Below are 13738 nucleotides of genomic sequence, written 5' to 3' on the forward strand. Positions count from 1 at the left end.
ATTTATCGCGCGATAAATCGCGCTCCTACAGGCAGTTGGCGGTCTTCAGTCCCGATAGCGGCGGGTCAGATCCCCGTAGGCGTCGATGCGGCGGTCGCGGAGATACGGCCAGATCCGCCGCACGTCCTCGCCGCGGGCCATGTCCAGGGTCACCAGCAGGCGCTCGGCCTGTACCCCGGCGTGGGCCAGCAGCTCCCCCTGGGGGCCGGCGATGAAGCTGCCGCCCCAGAAGTCGATGCCGCGGCCGACCTCCGAGTGGTCGGGCTCGTGGCCGACCCGGTTGGCGACGATCACCGTGACCCCGTTGGCCACCGCGTGGCTGCGCTGGATCAGCGTCCAGGCATCCTTCTGGCGGGCCTTCTCGGCGTCGTCGTCGGCGGGGTCCCAGCCGATGGCGGTGGGGTAGAGCAAGAGCTCTGCGCCGGCCAGCGCCATCAGGCGCGCCGCTTCCGGGTACCACTGGTCCCAGCACACCAGCACCCCGAGCCGGCCCAGCGAGGTGTCGATGGGCACGAAGCCCTGGCCGCGGGCCTCGTCGACATCGCCCGGGGTGAAGTAGAACTTCTCGTAGAAGCCCGGATCGTCGGGGATATGCATCTTGCGGTAGTGGCCCACGGCGCCAAGCTGGCGGTCGTAGACCACCGCGGTGTTGTGGTAGAGCCCCGGCGCGCGGCGCTCGAAGAGCGAGCCCACCAGCACGATATCGAGCTCGGCGGCCAGCGCCGCCAGGCGGGTGCCGGTGGGGCCGTCCAGGGGCTCGGCCAGGTCGAAGAGCTCGGTATCCTCGTACTGGCAGAAGTAGTGGGTGGCGTGCAGCTCCTGTAGCATCACCAGCTCGGCGCCGGCGGCGGCCAGCTCGCGGATGCCGGCCTCGCTCTCGGCGAGGCTCCTGGCCTTGTCGGGCCAGGCGGGCTGCTGAACCAGGCCGACCTTCAGTTGGCGGGGCATGATCGACTCTCCTCTTTATTCGTTTCTCGGGGCTTGTCTGGCGACAAGCCTGCGAGGAGGCGCTGTGAATACTTCCCTGTACGCTACCGACGCCCTGCGGCGCTCTCGCATCCTGCGCCGCTTGCAGGGCCGGTGCGTGCCATCCATGGCCCGCCCGTTCGGAGCAATGCTCCTCACCCCTGGCGTAGGACCTCCTCTTCGGCTTGTCCCCAGCGCCCCTAATCTCGTGGTTCCAATTTCCTTCAGGCCCGGTTGGCCAGGCTGCCCTGGGGCAGCTGCATGGTCAGGCAGTGCAGGCTGCCGTGCTGGCGGATCACGCTCAGGCAGTCGATGGGGATGATGTCGCGCCCCGGGAAGGCGCCGGCCAGGGCGGTCAGCGCCCGGGTGTCGGCGGCGTCGCCGTAGGTGGGCACCAGCACCGCACCGTTGATGATCAGGAAGTTGGCGTAGGTGGCCGGCAGGCGGCTGCCGTCCACCGGGTCGAAGCAGGGGCGCGGCCAGGGCAGCGGTATCAGCCGGTAGGGCTCGCCGTCACGACGGCGCAGCGCCTTGAGCTCCGCCTCCAGGGCGGCCAGCGCCGGGTAGTGGGGGTCGCGCGCGTCGTCGCAGCGCACATAGGCGATGGTGGCGGCGTCGCAGAAGCGCACCAGGGTGTCCACGTGGCTGTCGGTGTCATCGCCCTCCAGGTGGCCGTGGGCCAGCCACAGCACCCGGGTCACCCCGAAGTCCTCGTGGAGCCAGGCCTCCACCGCCGCTCGGTCGAGCCCGGGGTTGCGGTTGGGGTTGAGCAGGCAAGCCTCGGTGGTCAGCAGGGTGCCGGCGCCGTCGCTCTCGATGGCCCCGCCCTCCAGCACCAGGCCGCGCTCGCTGACCGGGCAGGCGTAGACGCCGGCCTGTGCCAGGCGGCGGGTCAGGGTGTTGTCCCGGGCCGCAGGGAACTTGCCGCCCCAGCCGGTGAAGACATAGTCGTGCAGGCGCAGCTCGCCGTCCACCTCCACGGCCAGCGGGCCGTGGTCCCGGGCCCAGGTGTCGTCGGCTGGCGCCACCATCAGCCTGAGCCGTTCGGTCGGCACGCCCAGCCGGGCGAAGCGGCCGGCCAGGTGGGTGCGGGTGGCGGTGTCGGGCACGCTGACCAGCACGCGCTGGTAGCGGGCGATGGCCACCACCATGGCCTCCAGGGTGGCCTCGATGCGTTCGAGCATCGGCGCCCAGTCGCTGTCGGAGCCGGGCCAGGTGAGCTGGATGGCATCCTGAGGGTGCCATTCGGGAAGCAGGCGCTTGGCCATGATCATTAGCCCCATGTGGAGTCGGGTCGATACGGCGCGAATGTAGGCATCAATGGCGCGGGATGCAATAGGCTCGCCGTTCTCTCCCGACGATCGCGGCGCCGTCGCGCGTCAGGGTGCAAATCCTCGGCAAGGGGAGGGCTGCCCGATGCAGCGACGCAGAAAAAGCCTTACCATGGGCGCCCGCTGACAAGGAAACTTTCCATGCTCGACCGCCTGCCTTTCCTGATCGGGTTGCGCTACGTGCGCGCCAAGCGCCGCAACCACTTCATCTCCTTCATCTCCCTGACCTCCATGCTGGGCCTGATGCTGGGCGTGGCGGTGCTGATCCTGGTGCTCTCGGTGATGAACGGCTTCGACCACGAGCTGCGTACCCGGATCCTCGGCATGGTGCCCCATACCAAGATCGAGTCGCGCACCGGAATGGTGGAGTGGGAGGCCCTGGCCGCGCAGCTGATGGAGCGTGAGCGGGTGATCGGCGCCGCCCCCTTCGTGGAACAGCAGGGCATGTTCTCGGTGGGCGGGCGCAACGAGGGGGCCATGGTCAACGGCATCCATCCCGAATGGGAAGATCGCGTCTCGATCATCGGCCGACACATGCAGCAGGGCGGGCTGGAGGATCTCCAGCCCGGCGAATGGAACGTCGTGCTGGGCTCGATCCTGGCCCGACGCCTGGGTGTCGGGGTGGGCGATACCGTGACCCTGCTGGTGCCCGAGGCCTCGATCACCCCGGCCGGCGTCTTCCCGCGCCTGAAGCGCTTCACGGTGAGCGGGGTGTTCAGCGTCGGCGCCGACCTGGACGCCGCCCTGGCCTATGCCAATATCGAGGACATGCAGACCCTCGCCCGCCTGGGCGATGCCGTGGGCGGCCTGCGCCTGGAGCTCGACGACCTCTTCCAGGCCGCCGCCGAGACGCGCAGCATCGTCAACGAGCTGGGGCCGGGCTACCGCGGCACCGACTGGACCTTCACCCACGGCAACCTTTTCCAGGCGATCCAGATGGAGAAGCGCATGATCGGGCTGCTGCTCACGGTGATCATCGCCGTGGCGGCCTTCAACATCGTCTCGACCCTGGTGATGGTGGTCACCGACAAGCATGCCGATATCGCCATCCTGCGCACCATCGGCGCCACGCCGCGCTCGATCATGGGTATCTTCATCGTCCAGGGGCTGGCCATCGGGGTGATCGGCATCCTGGTCGGCGTGGCGCTCGGGGTGCTGCTGGCGCTGACCATCTCCGACATCATCGACGGCGTCGAGAGCCTGTTCGGCATCCAGTTCCTCGATGCCGGGGTCTACTTCATCAGCAACCTGCCCTCGCGGCTCGACTGGACGGACGTGCGCAACATCATCGCCGCGGCCCTGGGCCTGACCTTCCTTTCCACCCTCTACCCGGCCTGGCGGGCGGCCCGGGTCCAGCCCGCGGAGGTGCTGCGCTATGAGTGAGACGACCCTGCACGCCATAGTCGAGTCGGGCGCCCGCCTGGCACAGGGGGCGCCGATGCTGGAGTGCCGCGACCTGACCCGCATCTACCACCCTGCTCAACCTGCTGGGGGGTCTTGACCAGCCCACCCGGGGCGAGGTCCGGGTGGCGGGCGAATCGCTGCTGGCGCTGGGCGAGGCAGCCCTGGGGCGTTTCCGCAACCGTCATATCGGCTTCGTCTATCAGTTCCATCACCTGCTGGCCGAGTTCACCGCCCTGGAGAACGCCGCGCTGCCGCTGATCGTGCGTGGCCAGCGCAAGAAGCAGGCCGAGATACGTGCACGTGAGCTGCTGGAGAAGGTAGGCATCGCCCAGCGCGCCGACCACAAGCCCGGGGAGCTCTCCGGGGGCGAGCGCCAGCGGGTGGCCATCGCCCGGGCGCTGGTTACCGACCCCAGCCTGGTGCTGATGGACGAGCCCACCGGCAACCTGGATCAGCACACCGCGGCGAGTATCCTGGCGCTGATGGACGACCTGGCCCGCACCTCTGCCTGCGCCTTCGTGGTGGTGACCCATGACCCGGCGCTGGCGGCCCACCAGGACCGGGTGATGCGACTCGACGAGGGGCGCCTGACCGAGCAGCCTCCCACGCCGGCGGGCTGACCCCCGCAGCGTCCGCCAACCGCGAACGGCCGGCCCCCTGGGGCCGGCCGTTCGCGTCTGAGCAGCAGCGTGGTGGGGCGACAAACAGCAGGGCGCTTGAGCCGCGCCTTACAGCAGGTCCTCATCGCAGGGTGGCCGGCGACGGCGGCGTCGGGCCTTCCAGCTGCGCGAGATCTGCCAGCGCCAGATCAGCCGGATCACCAGGTTGCCGACCAGCGCCAGCACGATGGCGCTGACCACCGAACCCACCGCCAGGGCGGGCAGGATGTCGGCCATCTGTTCGGCGATCCAGCGGGTGGAGAGCCGCTCCGGGGCCTCCCGGGCGGGGGTGTTCATCAGCCAGGCGCCGAGCCGGTAGTTGCCGTAGAAGATGATCGGCATGGTCAGCGGGTTGGTAATCCAGACCAGTCCCACCGAGAGGGGCAGATTGGCGCGGGCCAGCCAGGCACCGAAGGCAGCCACCACCATCTGGAAGGGGATCGGCAGCATGGCGCTGAACAGGCCTACCGAGAAGGCGTTGGCCACGCTGCGGCGGCTCAGCACCCACAGGGCAGGGTTGCCGATCAGGTGACTCATGAAACGCAGCGAGCGCTGGCGCCTGAGTGTCTCGGGGTGGGGCATGTAGCGCTGGAGAAAACGGCGCGGCATGTCGTCGGGCTCGCGGCTTCGTGACGGGGGCTATTATCCATACAAGGGCCTGCTTCCGCCATGGTGGTGCTTCCACGCAGGGCGACCTTACAGAAGCAGCGATGCACCCAACCGGAGCAAGGGAATGCGACCTGGACTGGCCATCCCCCTGGCCCTGGCCGTCGGTATCGGCCTGTGGCTGGGCACGCGATTGCCGCCGGGGCTGATCGAGGGGCTCGGGCTCCTCGGCCTGGTGGCGCTGGTCAGGTGTCGGCCGTTGTGCTGGCTGCCGCTGGCGGCGCTCGCCTGGGTGGTGGCGAGTCTGCTGCTGGCTCGAGGTGCCGCCCTGCCGGAGGGGCTCATCCGCGAGGACCTCGCCCTGGAGGGGCAGCTGGTCAGTGTGACGCAGGAGGAGCGCCTGACCCGCCTCACTCTGGCGGTTTCCCACTGCCGCCCCCTGGTCGAGGGACGGCCCGCCTGCGATCGCCTGCGCCGCGTGCGACTGAACGCCTTCGCTGCCCCCGAGATGCACCCCGGCGAGCGCTGGTCGCTGACCGTTCGTCTGCGGCCGCCGGCGGGCTTTGCCAACCCCCATACCTTCGACTACGAGGCCTGGCTGTGGCGCGAGGGCATCCAGGCCACCGGCTACGTGCGCCGCGAGCCGCCGCCCCGCCGGCTGGTCGAGGCCACTCCCGGCCTGCGCGAGCGGGCCCTGGCCCACCTGGAGCGCCAGGCGTTGGCCCCGCGTGCCGAGCGCTGGCTGGCGGCCCTGACCCTGGGGGCCGGCGAGCGGCTGACCGCCGAGGACTGGGCCCTGCTCAACGCCAGCGGCACCACCCACCTGATGGTGATCTCCGGGCTCCATGTGGGGCTGGTGGCGGGGTTTGCCCTGCTGCTGGGGCGGGGCGCGGCCCGGCTGGTGGCCCCGGGTCGCTGGCGCCTGGCGGTAGGGCCCTGGTGGCTGGCCGGCGCCGCGGCGGCGGCCTATGCGACCCTCGCGGGGCTGGAACCGCCGGCGCTGCGCGCCCTGGTGATGGCGCTGGTGGGGCTCTGGGTGGCCAGCGGGCGGCACGCCCCGGGCCCCTGGCAGGGGTGGTGGCTGGCTCTGGCGGTGGTGCTTGTGCTCGACCCCCTGAGCGCCTGGCGCCCCGGGCTGTGGCTCTCCTTCCTGGCGGTGGCCCTGCTGATCCTGGCCTGGCAGGGGCGTCCTCGTCCACGGGGGCTGCGCGGCTGGCTATGGGCGCTGGTCAGGACCCAGCTACTGCTGTCGCCGCTGATGGCGGCGGCGGTGCTGGTCGCCTTCGCCCGCCTGGCGCCGGCGGCGCCGCTGGTCAACCTGGTGGCGGTGCCCCTGGTCAGCAGCCTGCTGGTGCCGCTGGGACTGCTCGGCTGGCTGCTGGCACCCCTGCCGCCCCTCTCGGCGCTCTGCTGGTGGCTGTTTGCCCGCCTGGCGGAGGCCCTGGCCTGGTGGCTGGAGCAGGCGGTGGCCTGGCTGCCGCTGTGGCTTCCCGAACCAGCCCTGGTGACGCCCCTGGCGCTCTGCCTGGGACTGATGGCGCTGCTCTGGGTACTGCCGGGGCTGGCGTGGGTGCTGCGCGGGTCGGGGAGCCTGGCGCTGGTGGCGGTGGTCCTTGGCCTCTCGCCATCGGGCATTCCGCCGGGCCAGCTGGAGGTGCGGGTGCAGGACGTGGGCCAGGGCCAGCTGGTGGAGCTGCGGACCGCGGGCTACCGGGCCCTCTACGACGCCGGCCCGCGCTTCCCCTCGGGCTTCGCGCCGGTCGGCACCCTGTGGCCACCCGGCCAGCGCTTCGACGAGGTAATCGTCAGCCACGATGACCTCGACCATGCCGGCGGGGTGCCAATACTGGCCGAGCGGCATCGGGTCGGGCGCTTCCTGGCTCCGCCCGGCGAATCGATCGGCGTGCCCTTCGCGCCCTGCCGGCGGGGGCAGGCCTGGGAGCGCGACGGGGTACAGTTCCGCTTCCTGTGGCCCCCGGGGGACACGGCCGAGCTTTCCAGCAATGACCGCTCTTGCGTGCTGCAGGCCAGCGTCGGCGAGCAGCGACTCTTGATCACCGGCGACGTGGGCCGCCAGGTGGAGCGCGCCGTCCTGCTCGAGGCCGAGGCACCGGTGACCCTGCTGGTGGCCGGCCACCACGGCAGCCGGACCAGCTCCGGACCCCAGCTGGTGCAGTGGCTCACGCCGCGCCACGTGGTCTACAGCGCCGGGCGGCGCAACGCCTTCGGCCATCCCCACGACGAGGTGGTGCAGCGCTTCCGCCTGGCGGGAAGTTGCCAGTGGAGCACCGCCCTGGACGGGGCGCTGCGCTTCCGGCTGGGGGGCGACGAGCAGACCCGCGTGGACAGCGCGCGCCGGCTGCTCTGGCGGCGCGGCGGTGTCGGAGCCGCCTGCCTTGCGGTAGAATCGCCCGATAACTGAACGTCGGGACGCGGGGCATCTTCAGGGGAGTACGCATGGACATGATGGAGGCCCTGATCGCCGGGGGCTGGCTGATGCTGCCGCTGCTGGGTTGTTCGTTGCTGGCCACGGTGATCATCATCGAGCGCCTGTGGACCCTGCGCGCCGGGCGTATCGCCCCCCGCGGGCTGGGTCAGGAGGTGTGCACCCTGGTGGCACGCGGGCAGGTCAACCTCTACTGGCTCGAGAGCCACTCGCCCCTGGGGGGGGTGCTGGCCGCGGGGCTGCGCAACGCCCGGCTCGGTCACGAGCAGGTGCGCGCGCGGCTGCAGGAGGCGGGCACCGCAGTGATCCACGACATGGAGCGCTTCCTGAGCCCGCTCGGCACCATCGCCGCCATCGCGCCGCTGATCGGCCTGCTGGGCACGGTGGTGGGGATGATCGAGGTCTTCTCGGTGATCGTCGCCGGCGACGGGGCGGGCCGCACCGGGGATCTCGCCGGCGGCATCTCCCGGGCCCTGGTGACCACCGCCGCCGGTCTCACCGTGGCGATCCCGGCGCTGATGTTCCACCGCTACTTCCTGCGCCGGGTGGAGGACATCACCGTGCGCATGGAGGAGCAGTCGGGCCAGGTGGTGGAGTTCCTCGCCCACTACGGCGGCGAGCTGACCCTGGCCGAGCGCCACGAGGCCGGCGGCGAGGACGAGCGCCTGGAGGCCGACGGGCGCCTGGCCCCGCGGGTGAAGCGCCCGTGAGGTTCGCACGGACACGCCGCGAGCCGGTGGAGGTCAACCTCACGCCGCTGATCGACGTGGTGTTTCTGCTGCTGATCTTCTTCATGGTCTCCACCACCTTCGAGACGCGCCAGGCGCTGGAGCTCGAACTGCCCGAGACCGTCAGCGGTGCCGCCGCCGAGGTCTCTCCGGTCACGGTGGTGATCACCGCGGCTGGGGCCTACCGGCTCGGCGAGCGCGAGCTGACGCCGGCCGAGCTGCCCGCGGCCCTGGCCGCCGAGGCCGACCAGGCCCGCGAGCACGGCCTGGTAGTGGAGGCCGACGGCCGCGCCAGCCACGCCGACGTGGTGCGCGTGCTGGACCAGGCCGGGTTGCAGGGAATCCAGCGGGTGCGCATCGCCACCACCGAAGGCATCGCTGGCGACAACGTCCCCGGCGAGACCATTTCCCCACAAGCGGAGACGCCGTGAACCAGAACGGGACCCTTCAACACTCGGGCTGGGTACTCTACAAGCGCCTGCTGGGCTACGTGCGCCCCCACTGGCGCTCCTTCTCCCTGGCGATCCTCGGCTATGCCATCTACGCCGCCTCCAGCACGGCCCTGGCCGAGATGATGAAGCGCCTGATCGACGGCATCCAGGACCCCGGCGCCAGCTTCCGGCTCTTCCTGCCGCTCTTCGTGGTGGGCATGTTTGCCGCCCGTGGGGTCGGCACCTTCCTCGGCACCTATTTCATGAGCAACGTGGCGCGCAACGTGGTCCACGCGCTGCGCTGCAACGTCTTCGACCACATGCTTCACCTGCCGGGGCGCTTCTTCGACAGCCACTCCAGCGGCCACCTGATCTCGCGGGTCACCTACCACGTGGAGCAGGTCACGGGGGCGGCCACCAAGGCGCTGACCATCCTGCTGCGCGAGGGGCTCTTCGTCATCGGCCTGATCAGCTACCTGCTGTGGACCAACTGGATGCTGACGCTGCTCTTCCTGACGGTGACCCCGCTGATCGGCGGCGTGGTCAGCTATGCCAGCAAGCGGTTCCGGCGCATCTCGCAGCGCATTCAGGCCTCCATGGGTGACGTCACCCATGTGGCCTCGGAGGCCCTCTCCGGCTACCGGGTGGTGCGCACCCACGGCGCCGAGAGCTACGAGAAGGCGCGCTTCGCCGCGGCCAGCGAGTACAACCGCCGGCAGAGCATGAAGGAGGCCCTGGCCAAGGCGATCAGCACCCCGGTGATCCAGCTGCTGGTGGCACTCTCTCTGGCGGTATTGGTGTGGCTGGCCATGTCGCCGGCGCTGATGGCCGACATGACCGCCGGCGAGTTCGTGGCCTTCATCACCGCCGCCTCGCTGATGGCCAAGCCGGTGCGCCAGCTCACCGAGATCAACAGCGAGATCCAGAAGGGGCTGGCCGCCGCCGGTGAGCTGTTCGGCCTGCTGGAGGTGCCCGCCGAGCGCGACGAGGGTCGCCACGAGCCAAGGCGGCTCGAGGGGCGGGTGCGCTTCGAGGGCGTGCGCTTCCGCTACGCCGAGGGGCAGCCGGAGGTGCTCAAGGGCATCGACCTCGAGGTGGCACCGGGGGAGATGATCGCCATCGTCGGTCGCTCGGGCAGCGGCAAGTCGACCCTGGTGGGGCTCCTGCCGCGCTTCTACCGGCCCACCGAGGGGCGGGTGCTGATCGACGGGGTGCCCCTGGACGACTACCGCCTGGCGCCGCTGCGCCGCCAGATCGCCCTGGTCTCCCAGCAGGTGACGCTGTTCAACGCCAGCATCGCCGACAACATCGCCTACGGCGTCCCCGGCGCCGACCCGGCGGCCATCGAGGCCGCCGCCCGGGCCGCCCACGCCCACGAGTTCATCGAGCGCCTGCCCGGCGGCTACGCCACCGTGGTGGGCGACAACGGCGTGATGCTCTCCGGGGGCCAGCGCCAGCGCCTGGCCATCGCCCGGGCGATCTTCAAGGATGCGCCGCTGCTGATCCTCGACGAGGCCACCTCGGCGCTGGACACCGAGTCCGAGCGTTACATCCAGGCGGCCCTGGAGCAGGTGTGCAAGGGGCGCACCACCCTGGTGATCGCCCACCGCCTCTCCACCATCGAGCGCGCCGACCGCATCCTGGTGATGGAGCAGGGCGAGATCATCGAGCAGGGCAGCCACGCCGAACTGCTGGCCCGCGACGGGGCCTACGCGGCGCTGCATCGCCTGCAGTTCCAGGAGTCCAACCCGGCATGAGCCGCCTGGGGGAGCGCTGGCTGGCGGCGGCCTATGCCGGATCACCCTGGCTCGTCGCGCTGTGGCCCCTGGAGGCGCTCTACCGCGTCGCGGTGGCGCGCCGCCGCGCCGCCTTCGCCGCGGGCCGGCGATCGGCCTGGCGCGCCCCGGTACCGGTGATCGTGGTGGGCAACCTGACCCTGGGCGGCACTGGCAAGTCGCCGCTGGTGGCCTGGCTGGTGCGCCACCTCGCCGCGCAGGGCTGGCGCCCCGGGATCCTCTCGCGGGGCTATGGCGGCAGGAGCCAGGCGTACCCGCTGCGGGTCGACGACCACACGCCCGCCGCGCAGTGCGGCGATGAGCCGCGCATGCTGGCCGACCAGACCGGGGTACCGGTGGTGGCGGACCCGGACCGGCCCCGTGGCGCCCGGCGGCTGCTGGCGGAAGGATGCGATATCCTGATCAGCGACGATGGCCTGCAGCACCTGGCGCTCGCCCGCGACCTGGAGCTGGTGGTGGTGGACGGCGCCAGGGGCTTCGGCAACGGCCGCTGCCTGCCGGCCGGCCCCCTGCGCGAGCCCCTGTCGCGGCTGGCCAGCGTCGATGCGGTCGTGATCAATGGCGCGGCGGTCAACGGCGTGGCGCGCGTCGCGCCGCCGCCGGGCGCCTTCGCCATGGAGCTGGCCCCCCAGGCCTGGCGGCGGCTGGACAGCGCCGAGCGGCAGCCGCTGGCGCCGCTGCCCTTCGCGGGGGCGGTGCATGCCGTGGCCGGCATCGGCCGTCCGGCGCGCTTCTTCGAGACCCTGGCGGGGCTGGGCGTCGAGGCGATTCCCCACCCCTTCGGTGACCACCATGCGTTTCGCGCCGAGGAGCTCGCCTTCGGCGACGGCCGCCCGCTGGTGATGACCGCCAAGGACGCCGTGAAGTGCCGGGGGCTGGCCCCTGCCGAGGGCTGGGTGCTGGAGGTGGCGGCCGCTCCCGAGCCCGGCTTCGTGGCCTGGCTCGACGAGCGGCTGGCGGCGCTGCAGGGCGTCGGCCCCGACGACACCAATTCGCGAGCCGGCCCGCTGCCGGCTCATCACCAAGAGTGAGGTGACACGATGGACAAGGAGCTGCTGGCCATGCTGGTCTGCCCGCTGTGCAAGGGCAAGCTCAAGTACCGCCGCGAGGCCGCAGAACTGCACTGCCTGTTCGATGGCCTGGCCTATCCGGTGCGCGACGGCATTCCGGTGATGCTGCCCGAGGAGGCCCGGCGGCTGACGCCGGAGGAGACCCTCCACGAGTCGCCCGGACGCACGGGAGAGGCGTGATGGCCGAACGGGAGTTCATCGCCGTCATCCCGGCGCGCTTCGCCTCCTCGCGGCTGCCCGGCAAGCCCCTGGCCGAGATCGCCGGCCGTCCCATGGTGGCCCACGTCTGGCAGCGCGCCAGCGAGAGTCGTGCCGGGCGGGTGGTGGTGGCCACCGACGATGCCCGCATCGAGCAGGCCATGGAGGCCGAGGGGGCCGAGGTGCTGATGACCCGTGCCGACCACCCCTCCGGCACCGACCGCCTGGCCGAGGTGGCCGAGCGGCTGGGCCTGGCCGATGACGCCGTGCTGGTCAACGTCCAGGGCGATGAGCCGCTGATCCCGCCGCGGCTGATCGACCAGGTGGCCGAGCGCCTCTTCGCCGATCCCGAGGCCTCCATCGCCACCCTGGCCGAGCCGATCACCACGGTGGAGAGCCTCTTCAACCCCAATGTGGTCAAGGTGGTGCGGGCGCTCTCCGGCCGCGCCCTCTACTTCTCCCGGGCCCCTGTGCCCTGGGATAGAGAGGCCTGGGATCGTGACGCCTTCGCGGCCCGGCCCGACCTGCTCGAGACCGATGCCTGGCTGCGCCATATCGGCCTCTACGCCTACCGCGCGGGGTTCCTGGCCGAGTATCGTGGCTGGGTGCCGTCGCCCCTGGAGCGGCTCGAACACCTCGAGCAGCTGCGCGCCCTGCACCATGGCCATGCCATCCAGGTGGCCCTGGCCGGCGAGCCGCATCCCGCCGGGGTCGATACCGCCGAGGACCTGGCCCGGGTGCGGGCGCTGTTCGAAACCACCAGCGACACGGGAGGTCGGTGATGCGCGTGCTCTTCGTCTGCCTGGGCAATATCTGCCGCTCGCCCACCGCCGAGGGGGTGTTCCGCCGCCTGCTCGAGGAGCGCGGCCTGGCCCATCGGGTGGAGGTGGACTCCTGTGGCATCGGGGACTGGCACGTCGGCAAGGCGCCCGACCCCCGGACCCGCGAGGCTGCCGCCCGCCGCGGTATCGACCTCTCCGGGCTGCGTGCCCGCCAGCTGGCCGATGCCGACTTCGCGCACTTCGACTACCTGCTGGCCATGGACCATGACAACCTGGCGGCCATGCGGGCCCGGGCACCCGTCGAGGTCGACGCCCACCTGGGGCTCTTCCTCGAGTTCGCCGGGCTGCCCGATCGCGCCGTGCCGGATCCCTACTTCGGCGGCGAGCAGGGTTTCGAGGAGGTGCTCGACCTGGTCGAGCAGGGCGCCCGTGGCCTGCTCGCCGAGCTCGTGCGCCGCCTGGAGGCGCGCCCTTGAGTCCGGTGCTGCACGCCGAGTACGACCTGACCGCGGCGAATACCCTGGGCCTGCCCTGCGTGGCCGAGCGCTTCTGCGCACCGTCAAGCCTGGCCGAGCTGCAGGCCGTGCTGGCCGAGGCCCGCGCCCGGGATTGGCCGCTGACCCTGCTGGGCGGCGGCAGCAACCTGATCCTGCCCGAACGCCTCCCCGGCCTGGTGCTCCAGCCGGCCCTGCGCGACTGGTGGATAGAGGAGGGCGAGGGGGGGGCGGTGCGAGTCCACGCCGAGGCCGCCGTGAACTGGCACGCGCTGGTGATGGCGCTGGCCGCGCGCGGCCTCTGGGGCACCGAGAACCTGGCGCTGATCCCCGGCCACTGCGGGGCGGCGCCGATCCAGAATATCGGCGCCTACGGCGTCGAGCTCTGTGAGGTGCTGGAGGCGGTGCAGGTGGTGGAACTGGCCGGCGGCAGCGAGCGCTGGATGTCCTCGCAGGAGTGCGCCTTCGCCTATCGCGACAGCCTCTTCAAGGGGGCGCTGGACGGCCGAATGGTGATCACCCGGCTTATCCTGCGGCTCTCGCGTACCCCGCGGCCGCGCCTTGCCTATGGCGACCTGGCCAGCCGTGTAGGGGAGGCACCCACGCCGCTGGCGGTGGCCGAGGCGGTGTGCGCCATCCGCCGCGAGAAGCTGCCCGACCCGGCGCTGCTGGGCAACGCCGGCAGCTTCTTCAAGAATCCCGTGGTGGCAGGACTCCAGGCGGAGCGGCTGCTGGCCGAGTACCCGGCGATGCCCCACTTCCCCCAGCCCGATGGCCGGGTCAAGCTGGCCGCCGGCTGGCTGATCGACCAGTGCGGCCTCAAGGGC

The 13738-nt window shown here is 71.4% G+C and carries 14 protein-coding genes and 1 pseudogene; 12 read left to right on the forward strand and 3 right to left on the reverse strand.

Annotated features, from left to right (window positions below; translation table 11 throughout):
* Window positions 1-45: 45 nt before the first annotated feature.
* Window positions 46-948, reverse strand: a complete 903-nt coding sequence (locus J5F18_RS09390; protein ID WP_346301975.1) for a carbon-nitrogen hydrolase — start codon at window positions 946-948, stop codon at window positions 46-48.
* 242 nt (window positions 949-1190) lie between these two features.
* A complete protein-coding gene (locus J5F18_RS09395) occupies window positions 1191-2234 on the reverse strand; it encodes an agmatine deiminase family protein (RefSeq protein WP_346301976.1) in 1044 nt (347 codons plus the stop codon).
* Between the two features lie 204 nt (window positions 2235-2438).
* Here J5F18_RS09395 and J5F18_RS09400 point away from each other — a divergent pair, with 204 nt between their 5' ends.
* From J5F18_RS09400 to J5F18_RS09410, 3 genes and pseudogenes are all read left to right on the forward strand, one after another.
* Window positions 2439-3680, forward strand: coding sequence for a lipoprotein-releasing ABC transporter permease subunit (locus J5F18_RS09400; RefSeq protein ID WP_346301977.1), 1242 nt, complete (start codon window positions 2439-2441; stop codon window positions 3678-3680).
* Window positions 3673-3798 carry a hypothetical protein gene (locus J5F18_RS09405; RefSeq protein WP_346301978.1) on the forward strand — a complete coding sequence of 42 codons (126 nt, stop codon included), beginning with the start codon at window positions 3673-3675 and terminating at the stop codon, window positions 3796-3798. The genes J5F18_RS09400 and J5F18_RS09405 overlap by 8 nt, the downstream gene beginning before the upstream one ends.
* Window positions 3767-4321: pseudogene (locus J5F18_RS09410) on the forward strand (ABC transporter ATP-binding protein); the annotation flags it as partial. The gene J5F18_RS09405 and the pseudogene J5F18_RS09410, both read left to right, overlap by 32 nt.
* A 108-nt stretch (window positions 4322-4429) precedes the next feature.
* On the opposite strand, the gene J5F18_RS09415 reads toward J5F18_RS09410, so the two are convergent.
* Window positions 4430-4969: a DUF2062 domain-containing protein gene (locus tag J5F18_RS09415; protein ID WP_346301979.1), complete on the reverse strand. Its 540-nt coding sequence runs from the start codon at window positions 4967-4969 to the stop codon at window positions 4430-4432.
* 124 nt (window positions 4970-5093) lie between these two features.
* Here J5F18_RS09415 and J5F18_RS09420 point away from each other — a divergent pair, with 124 nt between their 5' ends.
* The 9 genes from J5F18_RS09420 to murB form a co-directional block, all read left to right on the forward strand.
* On the forward strand, window positions 5094-7388 hold the full coding sequence (locus J5F18_RS09420) for a DNA internalization-related competence protein ComEC/Rec2 (RefSeq protein ID WP_346301980.1): 2295 nt from the start codon (window positions 5094-5096) through the stop codon (window positions 7386-7388).
* Between the two features lie 35 nt (window positions 7389-7423).
* Window positions 7424-8122 carry a MotA/TolQ/ExbB proton channel family protein gene (locus J5F18_RS09425; protein WP_346301981.1) on the forward strand — a complete coding sequence of 233 codons (699 nt, stop codon included), beginning with the start codon at window positions 7424-7426 and terminating at the stop codon, window positions 8120-8122.
* Entirely contained in the window at window positions 8119-8571 is a 453-nt protein-coding gene (locus J5F18_RS09430) for a biopolymer transporter ExbD (RefSeq protein ID WP_346301982.1), read from the forward strand. The genes J5F18_RS09425 and J5F18_RS09430 overlap by 4 nt, the downstream gene beginning before the upstream one ends.
* Complete coding sequence (gene msbA, locus J5F18_RS09435) at window positions 8568-10328, forward strand: lipid A export permease/ATP-binding protein MsbA (RefSeq protein ID WP_346301983.1); 1761 nt, start codon at window positions 8568-8570, stop codon at window positions 10326-10328. The genes J5F18_RS09430 and msbA overlap by 4 nt, the downstream gene beginning before the upstream one ends.
* Window positions 10325-11398, forward strand: a complete 1074-nt coding sequence (lpxK, locus tag J5F18_RS09440; protein ID WP_346301984.1) for a tetraacyldisaccharide 4'-kinase — start codon at window positions 10325-10327, stop codon at window positions 11396-11398. The genes msbA and lpxK overlap by 4 nt, the downstream gene beginning before the upstream one ends.
* 9 nt (window positions 11399-11407) lie before the next feature.
* Window positions 11408-11617, forward strand: a complete 210-nt coding sequence (locus tag J5F18_RS09445; protein WP_346301985.1) for a Trm112 family protein — start codon at window positions 11408-11410, stop codon at window positions 11615-11617.
* Window positions 11617-12417 (forward strand): 3-deoxy-manno-octulosonate cytidylyltransferase, encoded by an 801-nt coding sequence (gene kdsB, locus J5F18_RS09450; RefSeq protein ID WP_346301986.1) that lies wholly within the window; start codon window positions 11617-11619, stop codon window positions 12415-12417. Before J5F18_RS09445 ends, kdsB begins: the two co-directional genes overlap by 1 nt.
* On the forward strand, window positions 12417-12893 hold the full coding sequence (locus J5F18_RS09455) for a low molecular weight protein-tyrosine-phosphatase (protein WP_346301987.1): 477 nt from the start codon (window positions 12417-12419) through the stop codon (window positions 12891-12893). The genes kdsB and J5F18_RS09455 overlap by 1 nt, the downstream gene beginning before the upstream one ends.
* A partial coding sequence (gene murB / locus J5F18_RS09460; RefSeq protein ID WP_346301988.1) for a UDP-N-acetylmuramate dehydrogenase occupies window positions 12890-13738 on the forward strand: 849 nt, incomplete at its 3' end. The genes J5F18_RS09455 and murB, both read left to right, overlap by 4 nt.

Source organism: Halomonas sp. BM-2019 (genome assembly GCF_017584085.1).